The sequence below is a fragment of the Saccharobesus litoralis genome (assembly GCF_003063625.1).
Lineage (GTDB): Bacteria > Pseudomonadota > Gammaproteobacteria > Enterobacterales > Alteromonadaceae > Saccharobesus > Saccharobesus litoralis.
Window position 1 is genome coordinate 204,160 of sequence record NZ_CP026604.1, and the last position, 24,976, is coordinate 229,135.

Below are 24,976 nucleotides of genomic sequence, written 5' to 3' on the forward strand. Positions count from 1 at the left end.
CCTTCGCTAGATAACCATTACAGCTATCATCATCACTACTACGAATTGCTCCGCCCCAGTGCTTTGCATTCAGACTTGGCTCTCATGGGGTTTCCATTCGAGGATATCTGTTAACATCAAAACGACTGGTTCTTACGTTCCATATAAAACCCCGAGTTAAATTCACGTCAGCTCTTTGCCGGCTCCCGCTTAGTTGGTAATCAGGTTGCCTCTAAGCTCTTCCCAAACTCCACCCAGTAGCTTGGTTTCGGGATGCAACGGTTAAATATTTCGACACCTACGCTGTTCGTCTCTTTAACTCACACCTGACAAATCATTGTGTTTGCCTTTCCCTTATCGCTCACGACAGTGACTCTTAACCAATGCCGCATAAGGTGGTTTCCACCTGCACCTGAATGCCGATGGGATGGGCCAAACCATCATGTTTTATATAGTTGCGTTACCTTCCAGCCTTCCTTGTACTGTTGGTAACTCGTAACACACTGGGCGAGCATTTATGCTTGCAGAGCCTGAAAACCTCTCACTAAGAGAGCAAAACAACAGAATTTTGTTCCCGACAAACTCTAAGTACCAGTATTTTACTGCAACTCCTAAGATTGAGCTTTTTAGTCGCATTACTTTCTGCAATAAGGCCTATTGTGTTGTTGCTTATATATGGTTAAGTCCTCTGCTTGTAATGTTGAATAGTTACAATTTCATTTTAATTATTCTTTTAACTTCTCTTTTACGCTTCGCTTTTCAAATTAATTGCCGTTTTACTTGTTTACCAAGAACATTATTTCGCTCGTTTGCCTTTCAATTATCTTCTAAATCGCATTTACAAATGTTTACCATGTTAAAGCTTGATTGATTGGTTTTTTTATATAAATTGTGTAATTCATATAAAAGGAATCCGTTTAAAAATGAAAAAGTTGTTAACAAACCTAAAATTGGTTTTTTCTGTGGCATCGGTTTGCGTTGCCTGCTATTCAACAACAGCACAAGCCAATATTTTTAAAGGTGATGAGCTATTTACTAAGCAAAATTATAAGGCCGCGTTTAAGGAATATGCTAAATCTGCCAATATTGGTAGTCCGCATGCTTATTATCAAATGGGTACTATGTATCACAAAGGCTTAGGAGTGGGTCAGGACTCAATTAGTGCATTAATTTGGTTTTCATTGGCCGCTGAATATCAATTTAATGATTCCGAACAGATCCTTAAAAAAATGATTAACGCTTTGCCGACTGATCAACGTGCTTTTTTTGAACAGTTGGTTTTTTCATTTCAAGAAAAGTTTGGTAAACAAAAAATTCAACAAAAATATTACCCAGAGCTCATAACAACGAATTTAGCAACTAAGGTAACTTTTGGTGGCGACGGTACGTTAGAAAGCCAATATCAAACCGCAGATGAATTATTTGGTGCAATTGATTCGGGTTTTAGTGATAGCTTTGAAGTGGAGCCGGTATCGTTTGGTTTTGAAGATGAAGAAGGTGCCATTTCTGAATCTTATGACGACCCAAGCCAATCAAAAGATCCGCTACAAGATTTTTTTAATCGTCCCTATTTTTTAATTGTTGATTACGATGTAGCTCCTGACGGCTCAGTAAGAAACATGACACCTATCCAAACAATAGGTTATCCGCGCAGAGCGTTAGAAAATTTAGAAACACAAACTTTCCCCCAGCCAACCTTTAATGGTAAGCGCGTGAATTTTGTTAATCGTACCTATATGGGCATGGCGACCTATTCTAAGTTTCAAATGTCAGATGAAAATGAACGACTGTATGATAGGGTCAGACGTTTAGCGAAGAAATTGAAGGCTAGCCAAGCGTTAGACGATAAGTATCAATATGCAATGGCTCTTTTAAATTTTACTTGGTTAAAACAAGAAGAGGGGGAAGCGTTAAGTCTACTTGAAGAAGCCGCCAAGGCAGGACACCCAAAAGCACAATTTGAATATGGCTTAAAATTATACCGTGAGCAAACTAATCCAGCGGAAGCGATACATTGGATCGCCAAAGCCAGTCAATATGGTTTAGTACAAGCTGAATATCGATTAGCGCGTATTTTACAAGATAGTCCTTGGGTGGTCGCAGATGAGAAAAAAGCCTTGTTTTGGTACGAAATGGCAGCAAACAAGCAACATGAACCTGCAATATTAAAATCAATTGAGCTTAAATTATTAGCTAATGACAAATCATTGCACAATCAAAAACAAGCGGTAGAAATGTTAAGTCAGCTAGCCGATAAAAAACACAACCATCCGACTTTTAATTACTTAGTAGCGGTTTCTCATTTAGGTGGCGAATATCGTGATTTTACTAAAGTCGTAAAACACATGCGCAAAGCGATAGACTTAGGTGAAGACTTAAACTGGGATGTATCCGCTTGGGAAGAGCAATTAGCATCTTGGACTACAGGCACGGTTTATATTAGTGAAGAGTCACAATAAACTTTAATTAGATTTATTTACCTACCAGTTTATATGATTCGATTCCCCCATGAGCATTTGTTATTTAATGTGATTGGGGAACACTCTTAATGGTATACATTCCAGATCACAGTTTCTCACCAACTTAATCAAAATAGAGCGCCAATAATAAACGTTAAAAGCAAAGTGAGAAAATATACTCACACTGGGCAAAAGCAACCATAGTGATCCAATAACAAATATTGTGGATTGATTCCAGTATTTAATTGGCTCAATACCACATCTAGCATGGCTGTTCCTTCTCCACAAACATAGCCATTATTATGTGGTCCCAAATAGCTAATATGTTGATAATCTTTAGATAGTACTAATAATGCTGGGGTTGACGGAATAAGTACAAGTTGTGCTGGAGTTAGTTTGTCGTGTGCAAGATCAAGCGTAACATTCGCAACAGCGTAAGCTGACAAACTCGATTGCATGGCTTTAAAGTATTGGCTGCATAGGCAATTTGAATTGATAATGGAAATGGCAGTCACGTTATTTTCAGTTTGTCTGTAATTTTCAAATAACGCGTATACCTTTTTTGTGTAAACCTCTCTTTCTTGCGCAAATTCATTACTAGCAAAATATCGCCAGTGCTGCTGTGCGTTGTTAACACTGAAAATCAGTAATGTGAATATGGCAATGATGACTAAAAAGTATATTAACAAATACCTAAGCCAAGGATTGTTTTTTCGTATTTTATTATTCAATAGAAGAGCACTTAGGCACAATAAAATTTCTAGTAAAAAGTATACGTTGCTTTAATTAAACTGCCAAAATGAGTAGGTTTTTTTAGTAAAAATGGGGTCTAAACTTGCGTCCTTTTTACACATCTTTGCAAATCATGTAAAAAAATATAACCTTGATTTTTATAAGGTTTTCTCTTTTAAAACAAAGGGATATAGTATTCATGTGAATATTATGTATAGCAATGGTTAATATAATCTATACTTTAGTGTAACTAAAATGACACAGTCATTAAATTACTAATATAAACAGCAATTTACGTTCATTTGCGAAGTGGGATGTAGTAAGGTGAATCGATTGAATAGGATGTTTTTTTAAGTAAATGAGCAGTTACGCAAAAATTCTGCAAGATCTCACTTTTTTGCCGGGTATATTAGAATCCTACGGCGGTTTTTTGCTGTTTGTTGATACCAATGGTTTACCCGCGCAACTTGTATATGGGTTAACTAAACAAGAAGTTTCCAGCGTGCTAAGCGGGATCGCCTCCTATGAAGATGACTTTAACAGTGATCATGATATAAAAGTGTCTCATCAGTTTGGTGATTTAACAGATAAATATCGCTGCTGGGTACGTAAACATGAATCGGGCTATTATATAACCGGCTTACCAAAAGATATTATCTATACAAGTAGCTTAAATTTAATGCCGATTGGTATTTTAAAGCTCGATCAGCATTGGATGGCGATACATAGTAATGCTTTTTTAGAAATCATTCTTGGCGTCAATCAACACGAATTACTAGAACGGAACTGGCTAAATTATTTAGATCCCGACGAAATTGTCAAAGCGCGTAAATTTTTACTAACAAGTAAAACACTCAATAACCCTTACGAGTTTGAACAAAGTGTAATGACCCCACTCGGGCGAGAAATTACCGTTAGTGTACAAATTAGTGCTGATTACGGCACTGGCTCCTCGGGCATTGAAGGTTATATGGTATTGGTCAGTGATATTACCGAGCAAGAAGAAGCCCAGCGCAAAATCGTTTTTGCCGCCAATCACGACCCACTAACAAAATTACCTAATCGTCGTGCATTAAACGAATTTATCGAACGTCATATTAACCCTGTCAGTATAAAATCTTGGGTACTCGTTTTTATTGATTTGGATGGATTTAAACAAATAAACGATACGTTAGGTCATGCTGTTGGTGATAAGTTATTAGTTGAGGTGTCGGATCGGCTATCTGGATTTATTCGCCGAGGTGAATTTATTTGTCGTAATGGCGGCGACGAGTTTTTAATGGTAATGGCTAACACGCCTTATTCTGTATTAGCTAACCGTATTACTGAACTTAGCTTATTGGTAAATCAAGATGTATTAATTGATAAGCATGAAATACATATGAAGGCCAGTGTCGGTGCCATTCCTGGCGAGGTATTAACCGAATACCATCCGCCACAAGCGCAAAAAAGTTCAATTGTAGAACTGTGGTTTACGGTTGCCGATGCGGCAATGTATTTTGCTAAGCATAAAATGAAATCGCATTGGTGTATTGCCGATATGTCTTTTATTCATAAGGTGTTTAATCATCTCGAACATAAGCAACATATCGAAACTTGCGTGCTCAACAAAAACATAGATATTTATTTTCAGCCAATTGATAAGCTTTATGCACTTGAGGCTCTTACGCGCTTTAAAGGTCCGTTGCAAGGCAGCAGTCCTGAGAATATTATCAATGCTGCAATTGAAATTGGCTGTCATATGGGGCTGTTTAACTTAATGGCGGAACAAGGTGTAAAAGTTTATGCCAAATTATTTCATGCTTCGAGTTTACAAAGCGATGAATTCCCATACTTGAATATAAATTTGGAAGCGCCACAGGTAATAGATAAAGATTTTATCGACAATTTTGTGCAACACTTAAAACAAGAAGGCTTGTCGCCTGAGCAAGTTTATATAGAAGTTTCTGAAAAAATGATGATGTTTGATTTAAGCGATATGGTCAGTGCATTCAATCAAATCAAGCAGTATGGCAGCAATTATTGGTGAAGCTGTATATGCAAGCACTGATGGCCTTTTTACTGTTATTTTGCCAAGTTAAGCCATCTTAGATTGGTGGGACCCATTTAATCTCTATGCTTCGCGCAGGGGTGAACCTATGCTTCAGCATCCTTTATTCACAATTTCTCTACTTAAGGTCGATAATAAGCTTCCTCTGTAATTTCATGGTCTGTGAGTAGATGAGTCATTAAATCTGCCCATGAATCAAACAAAACATACCGGATTGTGACTCTGAAGTTTTCCCATAAAAAACGCTTTGAACCGTACTCTTGCCGACACTGTTGGTACGCTCCATCTGTCAATTCAAAGATTTGATGGTAGAAAAAGGCAAGCAAGGTCAGTAGGTACATGTTGTAACTTAAATTCTCGTGGCCATGACCGTAGTTATGTTCAACTTCATACCCTTGGTTTTTAAGGCTGTTGAAGCATTCGTTTTCTATTTTCCATCGACAGCGCCCTGCTTTCGCCAACGCAATCACATTGTCTTTATTTATCTCAATGTCACTGACCCAGCTACCAAGATATGTCTGTTTACCCTTTTTGATTTGCCGATATTCTAGATAATTGACATGGATACTCTTTTCGCCACCATGAAGTGGCACATCATTTTGCCAACTAAATTGGTGAGTCACGTCTTTTTCATCTGTGTATGACTGACTAGATAGTGACTCATAAGCCGCTAACCAGTCATACAGGTACTTATGGTCATCTTTCTTTGCCATAAATAGAAAGCTAAACCCTTCTGCCAATGTCGATTCGATTAAGGGTTGTTTCGACATTAAACCGTCACCGCAAATAATAAAGGATTGACGAGGGTGAGCTTTTTTCAGCCTTTTTACAAAGCGCTTAGCCGCATTCATTTCACAGTCTTGTTTTTTCGCACCGTCTGTATTTTTTATGGCTTCAGGCATAACCGGAATAACCTGTCGCTGACTTGGATGCATAATGGCACCTTGTAATACCGCATGGTTATAGGTGATTTCGCCATTACGATGTTGCTTCGTTAGGCAGCCGTCACAGTGGACACTTTTGGAGCTGTGGTATTGAGTTCCATCAATGGCACAAAGGAGTTTACCAGGTAGCACTTCAAAGCTTTGTAAGTGATGATGACGTCTAAGTCGTTCAAAGTAATCTTTAAAAACCGGTGCAAAGCATTCACTGTCTATGGTATCCAGAATGTCTTTCATCTGGTTGTCTTTGGGCGTCTCTTTGATACGAAATAGGGTATTTAAATTACTTCGTTGATACTTTCTCTCTAGTCTTTTTTGGAATTGAACCAGCGAAGGGTCTTGAAAATACATACAAGCAAACGCACTCATGACTGTATCGTGAAGGGTGTACGTGCACTTGCCTTGTTGACGAGGATCATCAAAACTTTCAATATGCGATGACATGGCTTTTCGCAACGCATCGAAACTAAGGTGCTTTTTACTTTTCGTTAAAGAATTCAAAATTATGCAAGCCAATTAATTATGGTATTAGCATGCAACACTTAAATCATTTTGTCTGTGATCTTTTTCCACACTTGTTGTGATCGATTGACCTATCTCGACAAATTTAGCGCGAAAACTTTATTTTTTAGTCCCTTGTAAACCTTGAATTCCTTGGCGTTGTGTATTTACCAATAATTGCTGAGCAGTATGGTTTTAAGCTCTCAATGGATGATTTTGGTACAGGATATAGTAATTTACAGCGCTTAATTAATTGTGATTTTGATCAGATAAAGCTCGATAGAATGTTTTTTATTAACATTGAATCGGACCAACGTAAATTGGTTGGTTTACAGGCTGCAACTACACTTGTACATGGTACTGGGTCAAACTGTTTAGCCGAAGGCATTGAAACCGAACAGCATTTACAGATTGCGCTAGATAATGGCGTTGATTTTTTACAAGGTTATTACCTTGGACGGCCGCAAGGCTTTGAGCAAACATTAACTTTGCTACGTCAATTCCAAAAAGAAAATAAGCAAAAGAAATTAGCAGAAAGGTAAACTTATGAGTCCCGCCAACAGTAACAATAATAATCAACAACCAAGTCATGTGGTCGCCATTGGCGCATCTGCGGGAGGATTAGAAGCTTTACAGGCGCTATTTCGTATTATGCCAAATGATTTAGGTGTGTCTTTTGTGGTTATTCAACACCTATCGCCTGATTTTAAAAGTATGATGGATGAACTCCTTGGTAAAAATACCACAATGCCAACTCATCAAGTCAAGGAAGGTGAAAAACTATTAGCCAATAATATTTATTTGATACCCGCTGGCAAGGTCATGCGTATTGTTGAAGGCACCATATACTTATCTGATTTGCCGCCAGACAATCGAATAAACTTGCCAATCAATGAATTTTTTCGCTCATTAGCTGAATCAGAACAAAATCGTAGTATTGGCATAATTTTATCAGGCACAGGCTCCGATGGCAGCCGTGGCGTGCAAGCGCTGAAAGAAGTTGGGGGCTTGGTGATTTGTCAGGAGCCAGAACAAACTCAATTTGATGGCATGACAGTCAATGCAATAAATACAGGTAGTGTTGACTTTGTTTTACCTATTGAAAAAATGCCGGAGCAAATTAAGTTTTTTATCAATAGTCCACACCGCCAGCGGGATGCGCAAGATTTTAGTATACATTTGTCTGAAAACGCAGAAATACTTGAATCTATTTTAAAACAAGTACGCAGTGAAACGGATTTAGACTTTCGCGTTTACAAAGAGTCGACAATTTCGCGACGAATTGAACACCGCATGGCTATTTTAAGTCAAACAAGTTTGCCGCAATATTTGCAATATATAAAAAAGAATAAAAACGAAATATCGCAACTGAAACAAGATTTGTTAATTGGCGTAACCCAATTTTATCGTGACATGGAAGTGTGGGAACGGGTTACCCAAGAAGTCATTGATCCCTTAATTTTGAATAAACCGGAAGATGAAACAATACGTGTATGGATAGCAGGCTGTTCAACAGGCGAAGAAGCTTATACCGTCGCTTTGTTATTTTTAAATGCAATGGATAGGCTTAACGTTCACCGTATGCTCAAAATATTCGCCAGCGACGTAGACCAAACAGCCATTGCCTTTGGCGCTAATGGCGTATATCCAGCAAGTATCGCTACAGAGGTATCAACCAGTGATATTTCACGCTATTTCATTCAATTGTCTGATGGTAGTTACCAAGTGTCAAAACGCCTGCGTTCGACAGTGGTGTTTGCAACCCATAACTTGATTCAAGATCCGCCTTTTTCAAATATGGACATGATTTCCTGTCGTAACACTTTAATTTATTTGCAAAATGAAGCTCAGCAAAAAGCGTTAGCATTTTTCCATTTTGCGCTTAAGTTAAATGGCTCACTGGTATTGGGCTCAGCCGAGACGACGAATAGTTTAACTGCCTATTTTGAAGTTGCAGACAACCGTATGCGTATCTATCGTAAAAACAAGGATATTCGTATACCACTAACCGCAATTTCTGCTGACAGTAATATCAAACATAAAGGTTATCACCCACGCTCCATTCCGCAGTTTATTGAGCGTTCTAATGTACGCACTAATAATCATACTAAAACCAAAGATTTAGGCCGGAGTACACTATTTGATCGGTTTGTACCACCGACTTTTGTGTGTAACAACAAAGGTATTTTGGTGTATACCTATGGCGATACCAGCAATTATACCGTCAAGCTAAGGGCAGGTGAGGTCACGAATGATTTATCAGATATTCTACATAAGGATATTGTTAGTCATGCGTTAACCGTTATCCATCAAGTGATCCGCGAAAATACCAGTGTGGTGTTTGAAGATGTTTCCATTACTCTTGGTGACGAGCATGAAACCGTTTCCTTGGAGGCTATGCCGTTTAGCGAGCAAAATTCTGACCGACAGTATGTTGCACTGTCCATATTACGTAATAGTGCACCTCTACAAGAGGGAGTGCAAAAGTACACTCTGGATGAGCAAGCAGAGCGTCGCATAAATGAACTAGACCAAGCCTTAATTGAAAGTCAAAAATTGTATCGTGAAGCTTTGGAAGATTTAGACACCACAAGTGAAGAGTTACAGTCGAGCAATGAAGAATTAATGGCTGCTAATGAGGAATTACAATCCACCAACGAAGAACTACAGTCCGTTAATGAAGAGCTGTATACCGTTAATGGCGAGTATCAGCAAAAAATTGCTGAGTTAACCACCATTAATGACGATTTAGAAAACTTATTTAAAGCGACACGTTTGGCGGTGTTGTTTTTAGATAAGGAACTTAAAATTCGCCGCTTTACACCGGCAATGCGTGAGTATTTAAATGTTATAGAGCTAGATATTGATAGACCAATTAAAGATATAACTCAAGTATTTAACATTAAAGAGCTTTATCCAACGCTAGAAGCGGTAAACAATGAATGTATTGAAAAACGCTTTGAGGTTAATGTTAGTGAGGAGTTAATTATAGTGATAAATGCTACACCGTATCGACGTCATATGGATAACGAAGGTGTAGTATTAACCATGCAAAAAATTGAGCATGGTACAGACTAATGTTGCAGGATATGCATGGCGAAAGACATTATTTAGAAAACGAGCTCTTTCAATTGATCCACCAGGATCAATTGATGTTCGATTTTTTTCATAAAGAAGTGCTAGATGGTATTTGGTACTGGGATTTAGAAAGTCCAGAAAATGAATGGATGAGTCCATCTTTTTGGCAAACCTTGGGTTATGACGCCACCTCGATGCAACATAAGGTCAGTGAGTGGCAATCGATTATTTATCCTGAGGATTTAGCTATTGCAGAACTAAACTTCAAAATGCACATGAATGATCCTAGTCATCCTTATGATCAATACGTTAGGTACAAGCATAAAAAAGGTCACGTAGTGTGGGTGCGCTGCCGTGGTTTTGCTATTCATAATACGCAAGGTGTCGCAACGCGTTTTTTAGGTATTCATCTTGATGTGACTAGTTTGATGGCCAAACAAGAACGCTTACTGAAAGATAAAATAGCTCGTGAGCAAGAGCTGAGACAATTGGAATCGTTACAGATTGAAAATCGTCATTTATTAGCTGAAAACAAAACATTAAATCAAAAATTGGATGAGTTAAGTCAATTTGAATCTGTGCCTTTTTTACATCGTGCGGTAGAATTTTGGCAACAAGCTGAACGGCTAATATCTAGCGCACAGCGACTTAATCACACCATTAATATTATCTCTTTGTCAGTATTAAACGCAGATACGATTGTACAAATGTATGGTGAGCATGAGCGTGATGCAAAAATACAAACCTTAGTAGACCAGTTACATGACCGCCTGCCAGATGCATTAATCACTTCATTTTTAAATAATGAGTTAATCGCTATTACTATAGGTTACAGTGATATTGAATTTGCGACTATCGACAAGCAACTCAATACTCATATTAAAGATTACAAATGGGGGATAATTTCACCCGTTGTTAAAAGTTATTGCCTAACTGAGCTACCAAACTCTTCGATTGATCAAATTCAGAAGCTGATAATTGCCGCGAGTCAGGGCGCTAGCTAATAAGCTAGCGCAAAAAGACATCACAACTCTATTGAAATAAGTGTATAGATTTTAACAACATAGGTTTACCCTGACTCAATTACTGATACCTCCTTTAAAATCCCATCACCTGAAACTCAATTACCGCACCAAAACCAGTACTATTATTTTCCAATACAAATCTTATATACGAGGTAATGTCATCTTAGTGGGTTAAGGATCCATTGGATTAGTTTTCATAAATTAATTTGAGTCAATTTCTACCAATAATTATCATTAGGGCTATACTTAATTCAAGTGTGTCGATAATCTTGTGTTGGGTAAAATGGCTGGTGATGATCTTTTTTATGTAAAGCTGCGCGCATTACAAGATAGTGAAAAACATGCAACTGTAAATATAGACGCAATTTCAGAATTTACCGGCAATTTATCAAAAAACGAGTTAAATGATTTATTAGATCAGTACTTACAAAGTTGGCGAGCTAAACATCAAGACATGCAGGCCGCGGTTAGTAATGAAGATTTTAAATTACTGAAACGTTTAAGTCATTCGCTTAAAAGTAGTGCAGTTTGTTTAGGCGCTAAGAAAGTCGAATTATTGGCGCTATTGTTAGAGAGACTGTGTGACAAAAAAAACATACCGGTTAAAAAAGTTAACGTAGCCACTTTAGCCTTACTTGAACAGCTAGCTATGGTTACACAGAAAATTCAACAGGCTATACAAAACGAGCATTAATTTATGGCCAATACGTTACAAAAAAAGAGTCACCTTATTTTTTATAGTGGATCTGCTGATTTAGACCCTGGTGTGTCAAAAGTACTGACAGGTTTTTTTCAGCAAGTCTCAACAATAACCAATATCGACGATTTAAAACAGACATTGCGTAGTTTAAATCCTATGGTGATTTTTTTGTCGTTAAACACGTTTGAAGAAGCTATCGCCTTGTATTACCAAGCAATGGAAGAATTAAAAGAACACCGACTTAGTGAACATAAAGTGGTGTATTTAATCAACCGCCAAGATGAAGAACGCGCTTATCTCGCTTATATATCAGGCACTATTGATGAATATATTGTTTCGCGACCCATGTATGAGTTGCGTCGTCCTATCTTAGTCGCAAAGCACTTACTTTCAGAGCTAGGTGTGCAATATACAGAATCACGCAATTATGAAATTAAGTTTAGCAAGTTAGATTTATCAGATGGTCTTGAAGAGTTAGTGCGCAAGTCAGTCAAACATAAATCAGATATAAAAAATAAGTTTGTCAAAGTGATAAAGCTAATGGAGGAAAGCTTAGATAAAGCGGCTGCGGATATTGCGCAAAATCACAGTACCGAAATTGATATAAAAAAAATCAAACGTATTTTAGCGACAATCCGTTCTGATGAAATTAGACCCATATTATTACGTTTACAAAATAAAGCCTTGTCATTATTTGACGATATAGCGGCTTCTACTGAGTTACTCACTCAGCAATCGGCAACATTATTAAAAACATCACATCAAGATGAGCCTATCGAAGTTCGAAATAATGAAGAAAAAATAGCCAAGCAAAAGCCACCTGAGCCAATGCATAAAGCATTTAATAACTTTGATGAAACTAAACTAGAGCAGGCCAAATCTGAAATTAGAGTGCTTTTAGTTGAAGATGATCAAATTACAGCTGCGGTTACCTCTAAGCTATTTAAATATCCAGGGTGTCGATTAGATATTGCCACCAGTGGCAGAATGGCCATGAACTACCTTGAGAAAGGTGATTATGAACTAGTACTGATGGATATTAGTTTACCTGATACCGATGGGGTTAATTTAGCCAATACATTACATCAAACCGAAGATGCCAGAGGCCTAGATACTAAAATTGTTATGCTAACTGGCAATCGAAGCAAGTTAACTGTCAAGCGAGCGAGAGAAGCGGGAGCAAATATGTATTTAATCAAGCCATTAACGGCAAAAGCGCTTGAGCAGGTATTAATAAAATGCGGATTACCCGCACCTAACTATAATTAGTATCAGGATTTACTGAAATGTTAATTACAGGTTGAAGTTGTCATGGACAGTATACAGTCATTTTTTGATGGGAATTACATGCCACATGGGCACTGCTATTTATGGCAACCCCATATTTTATGGACGCATGTGTTATCAGACATCATTATTGCGATAGCTTATTTTTCTATTCCTGTTGTGGTTTATAAATTTGCTAAGGCAAGACAGGATATTAAAGACAGCAAAGTCTTTGTTTTATTTTCCACTTTTATTTTTTGTTGTGGGGTGACTCATTTAGTTGCGATTTATACCATATGGCATGGCATTTATGGCTGGCATGGATTAACTAAACTAACAACGGCTATAGTGTCGTTAGTTACCGCAGCGTATGTGCTTAAATTATATCCAGTTGCGGTTAAAGTCCCAACCATCAATCGAGTCAAAGAGCTTAATCAGCAGTTAGAGGATAAATCACTACAATTAGATCAGCAGTCAAAGCATTTGCAACAGGTTAATGTTTATAGAAGTGCTTTTGATAGTCTTCGACAAGCCACCTTATTGCTCGATGCTAAACATTATGTCATTGATGCAAATCAGCAAGCGTTAACTACATTAGGTGCATCTGCCTCCAATTTAAAAGGGGTTAATGTATTTGGTGGTGAAATTTTTATTTTAAACGAAAATTCAATTGATTTAGAGAACGCGATCCTCGCACAAAGCCAACATAATATTCACAATATTCGTTTTGAAAAAGCACTAGATATTATTAACAAAGTAGGACAAAGCATTCGAGTGAATGTTGATGTTCAGGTAGTTAAAGATGCGGTTAACGACGAAAATTATATTTTATTGCAATTTATTCCCCATCAATTAAAACCGACTATCAACCAAGTAGAATCTAAGGAGCAGACAAACGTTGCCACTTGGCATTGGAATATTAAAGACCAATTTTTATCGGTGTCAGATAATTTCAAAGCGCTTACTGGTACAACCGATAGCTCTGATAATCATCAGACCATTAAGCTTGCTCAGTGGTTAAATCATATACATGCCGATTCTCGTAAAGTTGTCAGTAATCAACTACAAGTTGCAATACAAAGTAATCAACCGATTGACTTGGAATATTTAGGTAATTTAGCAGGTAACAATTCATGCATGTTTAGATTGCAGGCCACACCGGTTAGTGAATCTAAAAATCAAGCAACTGGCTTTGATGGTCGAATAGAAAAGCTCAATGAAAATTCCAATGCCACGTTAGATAACAAAAGTTATGTATTAGATGGGTTTAGAATCGATAGTTCTCAATTTTATTGGTTATTGCAAACATCAGATAATCGCGATTACGAGTTTATTGCATCTAGTCAACATGCCCCGCTTTTCAATGTGTTGTCGCAACAAGAGTCTCGTAAATTAACCTTATTGGATTTTTGTCCAGAAGTGTTAAGTAAAGAAGTATATCAACACTTATATTCTGCCTTGCAACAAGTCGCCACAAACACGCATACAACGTCGTTAGTGATTAAATTACCTTTACGTGGTGAAGAGCTATGGTATCAATTACGGTTTATTCAATTAAGGCAGCAAGCAACCACTGACAAGGTCACACTTGTTTTAGGTCATGATATTAGTCATCAAAAACAAGTAGAGTTAGTGACAAATCACAAAGCTCGAGAATATGAAACAACCTTGAATAATTGTGCAATTGGTATCATTATTTTGAATACCGATTCGTTCAAAGCGAGCTATATTAACCAACGGGCATTAAGCGTATTAGGTTATTCTAAAAGTGAATTTTTGGCTTTTCCTAGTATTACTAATATGGTCCCATCGAATGAGCAAGATAAACTCATTAATCATTTAGATAAAATTAAGCGGGGTAATATAGGCGATCTATACAGCCGTACGTATCATATCAACCGTAATAACGGTACTCAGCTATCGTTAGAAATGTTTGGTTGCCTTATAGATAAAGATCACTCCTCTAACAAAGTGCTGCTGAGTTTTTACGACATCACTAAGTTATTATCAGAACTCGAGCAATTACAATCCTCTAACTTATTATTAGAGCAGTTCGCGAATGTCGCCAGTCACGATTTACAAGAACCGTTACGTAAAATTTGCCTGTATTCGGACAGCATTTTATCGCGTTTATCCGATAAGAAAAATATCGACAATGACACGCAATTTGAAGTTGAACGATTAAATGATTCAGCAACGCGAATGCGCCTAATGATAGAAGATGTGCTCAAATTAGCGCGTTTGCAAGATCGTAAACTGACATTACATAAAACGTCACTAGGAGATGTACTAACGCAAGCCAAATTATTACTTGATGCACAGGGTTATCATGAAGCCGTTACGCTCAATGCAGATAATTTTTATTATTTATTTATAGATAAACCTTTATTTGCCCAGTTGTTTTATCAACTGTTATCTAATTCAATTAAATTTAAGCAAATTGATAAACAAGTTTTAGTATCTGTCACTTGTCAACTGAATGATGAAGGCTTGTTAATAACCTACACCGATAATAGTCAAGGTTTTGATGCTCAGTACAAAGAACATATTTTTGATACCTTTAAGCGATTAGTTACTAGGGAAGAAGCATCGGGGAATGGCATAGGCTTAGCGATATGTAAGAAGATTGTATTGGAACACTCAGGAAAAATTACGGTTGATAGTGAACTGGGCGAGAGCGTCACATTCTCGATAACGTTACCTAAAAAACACCTTAGATACTCCAGTGAACATACCGCAAATTTGCAGGGTGCTGAATAATATGGCTGCTATAAAAAATACCTCTATCGTGACTATTGCTTATGGTATAGCCATCTTTATGGCGGGGATAGTATTGTCGTTAGCTTTGCAATACCGGTCTGTATCGGAAAACTTAACTGAGCAAAAAACAGGACTTAACTTACTAAGTGCTGCGCATTTCGCACACAGCGATATTCTCAATTTAGTTCACGAGCAAAAAACAGCAATTAACCACTTTATTGCGCAAAAATATATCAACCTCAATTTGCTAACAGAACCCTTAACAAATGAGCAGCAATGGCAGCGTTTTTTATGGCGACCACTAACAAATATGCTTAAAGATACCGCTTATTTTGGGGTATTAATAAACAAAAATGGTACTGCAGCATCAAGCTATTCAAGCTATTCAAGCTATTCAAGCTATTCAAGCTATTCAAGCTATTCAAGCTCAGCGCAATTATCTGCGGTGCTAATAGAAGAAGTAAACGGCGATTTTCAGCCACTAACAGGTTATGAATCAAAGCTGATGTATAACTCAATGTCTGAGAATCAACAGATACTACTGTATATACAAAAACCCGTAGCGTTAAACCCCAATTACAGTCATGTTTTGTTGGTATTAGATGTGACAGAAAAGGTGACTACCCGTTTAAATAATCATTTGAAATCAGGGATTAACTTAAGATTAATTAATACAGAAGGGCACAATGTATTAGCTTTGACTAATCAACATGCACCCACTGCAAATATTAAAACTAATTCTGCCAATAATATTGATAAACAAACAATCTGGTTTCCTGAACAGAATTTGGCGGTCGAGGCGTATGTAGACAACGCCAATGTTAAAAAAATATCTACACAGCAATTAAGTGTGTTGTTTATTGTTGGTTTATTGATTGTGCCTAGCCTTGTTTATTTCATTCATTTACTCGTTAGGCAAAATCTTAAGTATAAGCGCGAAGCGGATACATTTCGTGACGTGATTAATTTGAGTCAAGATGGCAAAGCGTTAGTTGATAAACATGGCAAAATTCATTTTACAAACCAGTCATTTGATTCTCATTACACGCAAGATAAAGACTCTCGTGATTTAGCATCAGCACTACAGTGTTTTTGTGATTTAGATTTTAATAGTTTGCCAGCGGGAGATAACAATAATAAAGGCATCCATTGTTGTAAACCGTCGCAAGGGAGCGCGCGAGATATACAAATCAACTATTTCAAGTTAGCCACAACAAATAATAAGTTACGCTTATTAGTCCTGCGTGATATCACAACGGTTAAACGTTACCAACAAGATTTAATTAACGATAAACAACGCCTAGAATCTTTAGTGCAGGAGCAAAGTGTTACACATATTGCATTAGAAAGTGTCGGTATCGGCATATTTTGGTTAGACCCCAATACCAGTGAAATCATTGATTGCTCGGCTTGTGGCGCCAGTTTATTTAATAAAGATAAAAATGCGTTACTCGGTGAAATATTTACTCAATATTGTGTTGATTTAGATCTTATAGAATACGTTCTATTCTCTGAAACCTGTCATCATTCCAGCATGTCTAAACGCATGGTGCAATTTGTTAACCCAGAAACATCAACAGTATTAAGTCTTGAAGTTTTTGCTATGCACGCAGCGCAATGGCGAGATAGAGAAGATGTTCTAGTTTGTTTTGTAATTGATAATTCAGACAAAATTCAAACACAAACAGCCTTGCAATCAGAAAAGGAAAGGGCGGAACAAGCGCTACATGCTAAATCTACATTTTTAGCCACCATGAGCCATGAAATACGCACGCCCATGAATGGTATTTTAGGCATGTTGGAGTTACTTGAGTCGAGCTCACTGGATTATGAGCAAAAAAATATACTGGATGTCGTCAACAATTCAAGTCAATTATTGATGTCAATCATCAACGATATTTTAGACTTATCAAAAATTGAGGCCGGTAAACTAACAATTGTTAATGAAAATTTTAATTTGTATGACTGCATTACTGAATCGTTGACCCCTTTACGGCAGATTGCGTTAGAAAAAAATGTCCGCTTGTTACTCGATTATGACCACCAATTACCCATGCTTGTGCAAAGTGATTGTAATCGTATCAAGCAAATATTATTTAACTTGTGTGGTAATGCAATTAAATTTAGTGCGCCAGAACAATCTGGTGATGAAAATGGCTTGGTTACTGTGACAGTTTCTTCGCGTTTTGATCAGGCAACGCAGCAACCATTGCTAGTATTCGAAGTTGAAGATAACGGCATTGGCATGTCAAAGGAACAATGTTCTCGACTATTCCAAGCTTTTGAGCAAGCAGATAGCTCAACAACACGTATTTATGGCGGTACTGGCTTAGGTTTATCGATATGTCAGCAATTAACTAAACTGTTACAAGGAAGCTTAGAAGTTAAAAGCGAGGTGGGGCAGGGTTCTACATTTATCTGTAAAATACCGCTTATTAAACAAGAACATCCTGAACTTGATTGTTCTAAAGGGATAACGGCTGAATTTTTTGATGTTTACCTTATTGCTACTGAACATAAAGCGCAAAATATCATTAAACAAATTTTTAAATCGTTAAATTGTCGTTTTACAGTTTTAGATGAAATTAGTGAAATCTCAGATTTAAAATCGGTTAAAGCACGAGAAAACTTTACTCAGGTACAGCTAATTGTATTGCATCAAAATTTTGAGCAATCAACAGACTCTATCATTAGTGAAGTAGAGCGTATTAAGCAATTAAAACCTGATTTTCAAGTATTGCTACTGACTTTACAGCCAGAAACTGAACTTTATAAATCACTTCGCCAACAATATGATAATCAAGTATTAGCTATCGAAAATTATCCTGTAGATAGAAAACGGATTATAAAAGCCCTCAACTCATTTGTTATCGGTCCCGAGGACACGGTGAATAAGCCAGTCAGTCAAGCTGTGCCTTATTTTGACCAGCCTATATTGTTGGTCGAAGATAACGTGATGAATCAAAAAGTAATATGCAAGCAATTAAGTAAACTTAATGTTGATGTTGAAGTAGCCGATAATGGTTTAGTGGGTTACGAAATGTGGATTAGTGGCCAATATCCTCTCATTATTACTGATTTTCATATGCCAGTGCTTGATGGTCCACAAATGGTGAATAAGATCCGTCGATATGAGCAGCAAAATAGCTTAAAACCTGTACCTGTAATTGTGTTGACTGCTGATGTTATGGAGTCAGCAAAAGCACAATGCATGAAGGTTGGGGTTAATGACATGATGATCAAACCGTTAAAACTTGACGTGTTAAATCAAAAATTACTCGAACTTTCTCTTACTATTTATGGTGAAAACCTTGTTCGACAATACAGTCATAATGAAGATGTTTTGCCAAAACCTAAACCTTCTGAACAGTCACGAAACACATCAACAGCTGAAAGTTCGATTGCAAATGAAAATGATGTAGAGTTTATTTACTCTATGGTATTAGAAGGACAGTCTTCATCATCTTCGCCAAGCCACGTGCAAAGTTTGCTTGGTCAATTAGACTTCAATCCAGTTGATCAAGAGGTTATCGCTGAATATGTTGGCGATGATATTGAAGACCAAAATATGGTCATTTCTGAATACCTCACTCGCACAGAGGCATTATTCAGTGACTTGGGAGAGGCAGTAGAGCAATTAGACCTCGATTCAGTGCAAAGCATTTGTCATAAACTTAAATCTTCCACTCAAGCCATAGGCGCTATATACAGCGTCAAACTTATTAACCTAATTCAGCAACACATAGAATCGCCAGATAAAAATCAAGGGCTTGCTGTTTATCAAGAACTCGGGTTTGCGCGTCAACATATTGCGTATTTTCTCGAAAGTAAGCGGATATAAATATTATGAAATCAACTCAGTTTTCAGTTAAAAAAGTTATGCTAGTTGATGATGATGAAATGGTTTTCGTCATCACCAAACCTTTGTTTAATAAATTAGGAATAAATGAGGTCAAATTTGTTGAAGACGGGCAACAAGCCTTAGATTTAATTAAACAGCAGCATGAATTTGATCTCGTTATTCTCGACTTAAACATGCCTAATATGGATGGCATTGAATTTCTTTCTTCACTCGGTGCCATGAATTATCGAAAACCTATTTTAATTAATAGTGGTACAGATGATCGCTTATTAGGTGCAGTGAAAAAAATGGCGGTAGCGCATAATCTTATCGTTGTAGATGCTTTAACTAAACCTTTATCTATTCGCAATTTTTCCCAATCGTTAACTCGAATAGAGGAGGTTTGTGCATCCCATAACGCACCCGCTCAACCACGCACTGTTTACGAATTTTCTCGCGAAGAGTTGCAGAATGCGATTATTCAAGGAGAGATCCAAAGTTATTTTCAGGCGCAAATATCGGTACAGTCGAGAAAAGTCGTTGGCGCTGAGTTACTTGCTCGATGGCATCATCCAATTCACGGCGTAATTAGCCCTTTGCATTTTATACCGCTAGCCGAACAAACAGGGTTGATCAAACCACTGTCAATTGCCCTATTTGAACAGTTGCTTAGTTATATAGAGCAATGGCATCAACAAGGTTACCCCATTGGCGCATCATTTAATTTATCGGCTCTAGCGTTAGATGATAAAAAAATGCCAGACCTATTAGGTGGCATGTGTAAAAACGCGGGTATTTGCCCATCGACTATAACGCTTGAGGTTACCGAATCGTTATTGCATAAGAGTGAAGCCAATGCGATAGAGGTATTAGGGCGATTTAGTTTAATTGGGTTTAATTTATCAATTGATGATTTTGGAACTGGGTATTCTTCACTAGAGCAACTTAAAATGTTTCCGTTTGAAGAATTGAAGATTGATCGTTCTTTTGTACAAAGAATGGAGACCGAGCAGGTATCTGAAACAATTGTCGAAAGTAACATCGCACTTGGTCACCGACTAGGCATGTCTATTGTCGCAGAGGGGGTAGAAACAGAACGCATTATGGAGTTAATGCTTAATTATAATTGTGATAAAGCGCAAGGCTTTTTAATTAATAAACCAACCGAAGGTAAGCAATTTGGACTATGGTTAAAAGAGAATTGGAATAAATCACTTTGAGGATGAATGGATATGCAGGATATATTACTAGTAGAAGATGACATAGACGACATTTACTTTTTCTTAGAAGCGATAAAAGCGATCGATCCTAAAATTAACGTCAATTTTTTAAAAGATGGATCTGAGCTAATGGATTGGTTAAAAACAACGCCGTCTATACACAGCAGTTTAATCTTTTTAGACTTAAGTACGCCTAAATTTGATGGCCGACAAGTATTAAAAACACTACATGACAACAAAATAATAAATTTAATTTGCCTCGTCGTTTACACTACGTCTTCAAACCCTAAAGACATTAAATATGCGGCAGAAATGGGAGCTAAATCCTATATTGTTAAACCCGACACCATTAAAGATCTCAAAGCAAAATTAGAAACAACAATAAAGTATTGGTTTACTGTAAACCATGAACCGCTACCTTTTTAGGTTAGGTAGTAAAAAACACTAAAGTTATATGGCTATTGGTAGAGAAAAACGAAAAGTTTCTCTACCAATATAGGCTGGAAAATATTGAGTCGTTAATAAAACGTAACTAACGACTTGAATGAATATAATTCATTCAGTTATGGTTTATCAGTTATTACTGAGTTTACTGGTTTCTGCTTGGTTTTTGGCAGTTCAGCTTTAACGGCTGCAATTGATTTATAAGTCGGGTAGTCGTCTAACTTCATTTCATCATTAACACAATTGAGTAATTTACTGTCGTTAAGCGTTTCAGGTTCAAACTCTTGTATACAGTATTGATAAACGTCTAAAACATATTCGCTATTTGGCTTATTTGTTGGGTTGGCGAAAACAGCGAACGAGGTGCTTAATAAAGCTGATAGTACAAAGAATTTTTTCATTATGTTCTCCGGTTAATTCATAATGAAAATATGTCTGAATACTGACAAGTGCCAACTAATGATTTTTATCGTTGCGACAAAAATCATTTTTAATGTTAAAAGTGGCTAATTGATAAAAAAAATTTATTAATTGACGAGTTCCTGCTTTTTTAATAAAAAAAATTAATCAAACCAATAAGTAAAGTTAATTAATTTTATTATCTAAGGTAGGGGAAAAGTTGCAAGGCGTCTTTAATTAAATCCAACTTGTTACTTTTCGCTAGATAAATCGCATAAATATCGCGGCTATATTGCGGAGCCCCTGCGACTAAATGTAGTTTATTTTTACGAATATGTTCAAAACACATTTGTTTAGGTAAATAAGAACAACCACCCGCTTCTAAGATAAAATTGAGTGCCACTCTGGGTTGGCTCATGTTGTGTCTTATGCTGGCATTTTCACCGAAATCACGCATATATTGCGTATTGACTGATTCACCATAATCCACCATTACCATGTTTTCTAATTCGTCTACTTGAGCAGCGCTGTCGGTAGAAACTAACTGTAATGGCACACTACTGATTTTTTCCGCGGCAATATTATCCATATAAGGTGGTTCGAACATAAAAGCGATATCGACTAAGCGGCTAACAACCTGTTTTCTTAGCTCTAACGGCGAAAAGGTATGGGTATATAGTTGAACGTCATCTAAATTTCGATGAATTTTTTGCAACCAATCTTGCAATAGAATGTCCCAAATTGACATCATGGCACCAATAAATAACTGGGTTTTTGCGCCGTGTGTTACGCCGACATCATGCTTTATTTTTTGCCACATGATCAGCATTTCATTGGCATGCTTGGTTAGTCGATGTCCTTCTGCGGTGAGTTTTAATCGCTTGTGTGAACGATCAAACAATAATACACCCAGTTCATCTTCTAATTGTTTAATACGGCTACTGACTGCCGCTTGGGTGATAAATAAGTTTTCGGCGGCAACGCGAAAATGTAAGGTCTGACTCACCTCAATGAAGGTTGTTAGTAGCTCAATTTTCATGCTGATACTCACTGCTGTTTAATAAAAAATATTTATCAAACAGTCTATTTTATTTAATTTTTATTTTCACGTTTTTCAGCCTAAATTTGCCTCATCAAAACAAATTAAGGCAAAACAATGAAAATCGGCATTTTATCTCGTAACGAAAATTTATACTCAACTCGTCGTCTAAAAGAAGCGGCGGAACAGCGTGGTCATGAAATCGATATTATCGATACATTGCATTGCTACATGGATATCACCAGTAGTCGCCCAGCGGTTCGTTATCATGGTCAAGAATTACCTAAATATGATGCGATTATTCCACGTATTGGTGCGTCTATTACTTATTATGGTACTGCTGTCGCCCGTCAATTTGAAATGATGGGCACATTTAATATTAACGAATCAGTTGCGATTAGTCGCTCACGCGATAAGTTACGTTCTTTGCAATTATTATCTCGTAAGGGTATTGGCTTACCGCGCACAGGGTTTGCGAGTAAACCAGATAACGTTAAAGATTTAATTAAAAACGTTGGTGGTGCGCCTTTAGTGATTAAGTTATTAGAGGGAACCCAAGGTATTGGCGTGGTATTAGCCGATACGGCAAAAGCGGCTGAAAGCATTATTGAAGCTTTCATGGGATTAAAAGCCAATATTTTAATACAAGAATTTGTTAAAGAAGCGGGTGGGGCCGATATTCGTTGCTTAGTCGTGGGTGGCCGCGTAGTCGCTGCAATGAAAAGACAAGGTGCTGAAGGTGAGTTTCGCTCAAACCTGCATCGAGGCGGTACCGCTGAAGTGGTCAAATTAAGTAAAGAAGAAAGAGCTACCGCAGTGAACGCTGCTAAAGCAATGGGACTTAACTTTTGTGGTGTTGATTTATTACGTTCGCATAATGGTCCTATGGTGATGGAAGTTAACTCGTCTCCTGGTCTTGAAGGCATTGAAACTGCAACCGGCTTAGATGTAGCTGGTCGTGTAATAGAATTTATCGAGAAAAACAACAACGGCTCAACGCGTACGCGTGGTCAAGGTTAGTATTTTTATTAGGAATTAACTAATGTCTGTTTTGCAAATCGCAGGGCACAGCATCCAGCAGGGTGAGACAAAAAAAATCAATATCCCTGTAGCTAAATTATATACCGACACTGATATTAATTTACCCGTACATATTATACGTGGCAAAAAAGAAGGCCCTACTGTTTTTATTAGTGCTGCGGTACATGGTGATGAACTAAATGGTATTGAGATTATTCGTCGTTTAATTAATTTGAAGGGCTTTAAAATTTCAGCAGGCACTTTGATTGCTGTGCCTATGGTTAACGTTTATGGTGTTGTAAACCAAAGTCGTTATATGCCAGACAGACGAGATTTAAACCGTTGTTTTCCGGGCTCTGCTAAAGGCTCGTTGGCCGGGAGATTAGCCAATACGTTTTTGTCTGAAATTGTAGAGCATTGTGATTACGGTATCGATTTACATACAGGGGCCATTCATCGCTCTAATTTACCGCAAGTTAGGGCTGACTTGTCAGATGAAGCCACCTTGGAGTTAGCGAAAGTATTTGGCGTGCCGGTTATTCTTAACTCGAATATTATTGATGGATCATTACGCGATGCAGCTGTAGAAAATGGCACAAAAGTCTTGTTATATGAAGCTGGTGAGGCATTACGCTTTGATGAATTTTCGATTCGTGCAGGTATTAAAGGTATTATTAATGTTTTACGTCATCTAAAAATGATGCCTCGCAAACGCGCTAACTCAAAAACGATAAATTATTTTATAGCCAATAATAGTGGCTGGGTTCGCGGTAATGCCAGTGGAATTGTCTCGCATTTGTTTCACTTAGGAGACCAAGTGAAAAAAGGTGACGTATTGGCAACGATTGGATCACCTTATGGCCAAGTATTATCAGAGGTTATTGCCAATAAAGATGGGGTAATTATTGGCAAACAAAATATACCTTTAGTGCAAGAAGGCGAGGCTATGTATCATGTTGCTTTCTTTAAAGAAGACGATGAGGAAATAGCTGAACATATTGAAAATATTGAAGAAGAGTTAGTCGAAAATACCAAAGGGCATGAGGCATTACTATGAAAAAACGTACTATTATTGGTCGCCTTGAAAACATTAACTTACCAGAATTGGCCATTAACGAGTTAACAGTAAGAGTTGATACAGGCGCACAAACGTCGTCTTTGCATGTTGATAATATTGAACAAATAATGGTCAACAAAAAGCCTTTCGTTGTATTTGATATTCATCCTCAAATACATGATGTTGACAAGGTAGTTCGATGTAAAGCGCCTTTACATGATATTCGAAAAATTAAATCATCAAATGGTAGTAGTGAGCAGCGCTATGTAATCAAAACTAAAGCGGCTTTAGGGGACTTAGAGTGGGATATCGAGATTACATTAACTGATCGATCCGATATGACTTATTTAATGTTACTCGGGCGAGAAGCTATGGGCAAACATTTTTATGTCGATCCAGCTCATACCTTTGTCGCCTCGGGTAATAACTCAGATGTCTGACATTAGATCTTGAACATTAGATCCC

At 37.3% G+C, this 24,976-nt stretch carries 18 protein-coding genes; 14 read left to right on the top strand and 4 right to left on the bottom strand.

Annotated features, from left to right (window positions below):
• Positions 1-902: 902 nt before the first annotated feature.
• On the top strand, positions 903-2,438 hold the full coding sequence (locus C2869_RS00730; RefSeq protein WP_108601132.1) for a tetratricopeptide repeat protein: 1,536 nt from the start codon (positions 903-905) through the stop codon (positions 2,436-2,438).
• A gap of 179 nt (positions 2,439-2,617) precedes the next feature.
• On the opposite strand, the gene C2869_RS00735 is transcribed toward C2869_RS00730, so the two are convergent.
• Complete coding sequence (locus C2869_RS00735) at positions 2,618-3,127, bottom strand: DUF6436 domain-containing protein (protein WP_108601133.1); 510 nt, start codon at positions 3,125-3,127, stop codon at positions 2,618-2,620.
• A gap of 401 nt (positions 3,128-3,528) precedes the next feature.
• Here C2869_RS00735 and C2869_RS00740 point away from each other — a divergent pair, with 401 nt between their 5' ends.
• Positions 3,529-5,199, top strand: coding sequence for a diguanylate cyclase domain-containing protein (locus C2869_RS00740; protein ID WP_108601134.1), 1,671 nt, complete (start codon positions 3,529-3,531; stop codon positions 5,197-5,199).
• A gap of 143 nt (positions 5,200-5,342) precedes the next feature.
• On the opposite strand, the gene C2869_RS00745 is transcribed toward C2869_RS00740, so the two are convergent.
• Positions 5,343-6,605, bottom strand: coding sequence for a hypothetical protein (locus tag C2869_RS00745; RefSeq protein WP_108601012.1), 1,263 nt, complete (start codon positions 6,603-6,605; stop codon positions 5,343-5,345).
• A 218-nt stretch (positions 6,606-6,823) separates the two neighbouring features.
• Between C2869_RS00745 and C2869_RS00750 the strand changes: the two genes are divergently transcribed.
• From C2869_RS00750 to C2869_RS00790, 9 genes are all read left to right on the top strand, one after another.
• Positions 6,824-7,204 (top strand): EAL domain-containing protein, encoded by a 381-nt coding sequence (locus C2869_RS00750; protein WP_159083961.1) that lies wholly within the window; start codon positions 6,824-6,826, stop codon positions 7,202-7,204.
• 4 nt (positions 7,205-7,208) lie between these two features.
• Positions 7,209-9,740, top strand: a complete 2,532-nt coding sequence (locus C2869_RS00755) for a chemotaxis protein CheB (RefSeq protein WP_108601136.1) — start codon at positions 7,209-7,211, stop codon at positions 9,738-9,740.
• Between the two features lie 74 nt (positions 9,741-9,814).
• The gene (locus C2869_RS00760) at positions 9,815-10,744 is read left to right on the top strand and encodes a PAS domain-containing protein (protein WP_159083962.1); all 930 of its coding nucleotides are present in this window, start codon (positions 9,815-9,817) and stop codon (positions 10,742-10,744) included.
• 292 nt (positions 10,745-11,036) lie between these two features.
• Positions 11,037-11,459, top strand: a complete 423-nt coding sequence (locus C2869_RS00765; protein ID WP_159083963.1) for an Hpt domain-containing protein — start codon at positions 11,037-11,039, stop codon at positions 11,457-11,459.
• A 3-nt stretch (positions 11,460-11,462) separates the two neighbouring features.
• Positions 11,463-12,734, top strand: coding sequence for a response regulator (locus C2869_RS00770; protein ID WP_108601139.1), 1,272 nt, complete (start codon positions 11,463-11,465; stop codon positions 12,732-12,734).
• A gap of 42 nt (positions 12,735-12,776) precedes the next feature.
• Positions 12,777-15,491, top strand: a complete 2,715-nt coding sequence (locus C2869_RS00775) for an ATP-binding protein (protein ID WP_108601140.1) — start codon at positions 12,777-12,779, stop codon at positions 15,489-15,491.
• Between the two features lies 1 nt (position 15,492).
• Positions 15,493-19,332, top strand: coding sequence for an ATP-binding protein (locus tag C2869_RS00780; RefSeq protein ID WP_108601141.1), 3,840 nt, complete (start codon positions 15,493-15,495; stop codon positions 19,330-19,332).
• Between the two features lie 5 nt (positions 19,333-19,337).
• Positions 19,338-20,552 carry an EAL domain-containing response regulator gene (locus tag C2869_RS00785; RefSeq protein ID WP_108601142.1) on the top strand — a complete coding sequence of 405 codons (1,215 nt, stop codon included), beginning with the start codon at positions 19,338-19,340 and terminating at the stop codon, positions 20,550-20,552.
• A gap of 12 nt (positions 20,553-20,564) precedes the next feature.
• Positions 20,565-20,978: a response regulator gene (locus tag C2869_RS00790; RefSeq protein ID WP_159083964.1), complete on the top strand. Its 414-nt coding sequence runs from the start codon at positions 20,565-20,567 to the stop codon at positions 20,976-20,978.
• Between the two features lie 137 nt (positions 20,979-21,115).
• On the opposite strand, the gene C2869_RS00795 is transcribed toward C2869_RS00790, so the two are convergent.
• Together C2869_RS00795 and C2869_RS00800 are read right to left on the bottom strand one after the other, a co-directional pair.
• Positions 21,116-21,397 (bottom strand): hypothetical protein, encoded by a 282-nt coding sequence (locus C2869_RS00795; protein WP_108601144.1) that lies wholly within the window; start codon positions 21,395-21,397, stop codon positions 21,116-21,118.
• 197 nt (positions 21,398-21,594) lie between these two features.
• Positions 21,595-22,434 carry a LysR family transcriptional regulator gene (locus tag C2869_RS00800; RefSeq protein WP_108601145.1) on the bottom strand — a complete coding sequence of 280 codons (840 nt, stop codon included), beginning with the start codon at positions 22,432-22,434 and terminating at the stop codon, positions 21,595-21,597.
• A gap of 117 nt (positions 22,435-22,551) precedes the next feature.
• Here C2869_RS00800 and rimK point away from each other — a divergent pair, with 117 nt between their 5' ends.
• From rimK to C2869_RS00815, 3 genes are read left to right on the top strand one after another with little or no spacing between them, the layout of a single operon-like run.
• Positions 22,552-23,454 carry a 30S ribosomal protein S6--L-glutamate ligase gene (rimK, locus tag C2869_RS00805; RefSeq protein WP_108601146.1) on the top strand — a complete coding sequence of 301 codons (903 nt, stop codon included), beginning with the start codon at positions 22,552-22,554 and terminating at the stop codon, positions 23,452-23,454.
• A 22-nt stretch (positions 23,455-23,476) separates the two neighbouring features.
• The gene (locus tag C2869_RS00810; protein ID WP_108601147.1) at positions 23,477-24,511 is read left to right on the top strand and encodes a succinylglutamate desuccinylase/aspartoacylase family protein; all 1,035 of its coding nucleotides are present in this window, start codon (positions 23,477-23,479) and stop codon (positions 24,509-24,511) included.
• Positions 24,508-24,951: an ATP-dependent zinc protease family protein gene (locus C2869_RS00815; protein ID WP_199915611.1), complete on the top strand. Its 444-nt coding sequence runs from the start codon at positions 24,508-24,510 to the stop codon at positions 24,949-24,951. Before C2869_RS00810 ends, C2869_RS00815 begins: the two co-directional genes overlap by 4 nt.
• The last annotated feature ends 25 nt before the right edge of the window (positions 24,952-24,976 follow it).

Excerpts from the sequence above, each read along its gene's own strand:
- C2869_RS00730 (WP_108601132.1), top strand. The coding sequence starts at position 903 with ATGAAAAAGTTGTTAACAAACCTAAAATTGGTTTTTTCTGTGGCATCG.
- C2869_RS00740 (WP_108601134.1), top strand. The coding sequence starts at position 3,529 with ATGAGCAGTTACGCAAAAATTCTGCAAGATCTCACTTTTTTGCCGGGT.
- C2869_RS00745 (WP_108601012.1), bottom strand. The coding sequence starts at position 6,605 with ATGTCATCGCATATTGAAAGTTTTGATGATCCTCGTCAACAAGGCAAG.
- C2869_RS00755 (WP_108601136.1), top strand. The coding sequence starts at position 7,209 with ATGAGTCCCGCCAACAGTAACAATAATAATCAACAACCAAGTCATGTG.
- C2869_RS00760 (WP_159083962.1), top strand. The coding sequence starts at position 9,815 with ATGTTCGATTTTTTTCATAAAGAAGTGCTAGATGGTATTTGGTACTGG.
- C2869_RS00770 (WP_108601139.1), top strand. The coding sequence starts at position 11,463 with ATGGCCAATACGTTACAAAAAAAGAGTCACCTTATTTTTTATAGTGGA.
- C2869_RS00775 (WP_108601140.1), top strand. The coding sequence starts at position 12,777 with ATGGACAGTATACAGTCATTTTTTGATGGGAATTACATGCCACATGGG.
- C2869_RS00780 (WP_108601141.1), top strand. The coding sequence starts at position 15,493 with ATGGCTGCTATAAAAAATACCTCTATCGTGACTATTGCTTATGGTATA.
- C2869_RS00785 (WP_108601142.1), top strand. The coding sequence starts at position 19,338 with ATGAAATCAACTCAGTTTTCAGTTAAAAAAGTTATGCTAGTTGATGAT.
- C2869_RS00790 (WP_159083964.1), top strand. The coding sequence starts at position 20,565 with ATGCAGGATATATTACTAGTAGAAGATGACATAGACGACATTTACTTT.
- C2869_RS00795 (WP_108601144.1), bottom strand. The coding sequence starts at position 21,397 with ATGAAAAAATTCTTTGTACTATCAGCTTTATTAAGCACCTCGTTCGCT.
- C2869_RS00800 (WP_108601145.1), bottom strand. The coding sequence starts at position 22,434 with ATGAAAATTGAGCTACTAACAACCTTCATTGAGGTGAGTCAGACCTTA.
- rimK (WP_108601146.1), top strand. The coding sequence starts at position 22,552 with ATGAAAATCGGCATTTTATCTCGTAACGAAAATTTATACTCAACTCGT.
- C2869_RS00810 (WP_108601147.1), top strand. The coding sequence starts at position 23,477 with ATGTCTGTTTTGCAAATCGCAGGGCACAGCATCCAGCAGGGTGAGACA.
- C2869_RS00815 (WP_199915611.1), top strand. The coding sequence starts at position 24,508 with ATGAAAAAACGTACTATTATTGGTCGCCTTGAAAACATTAACTTACCA.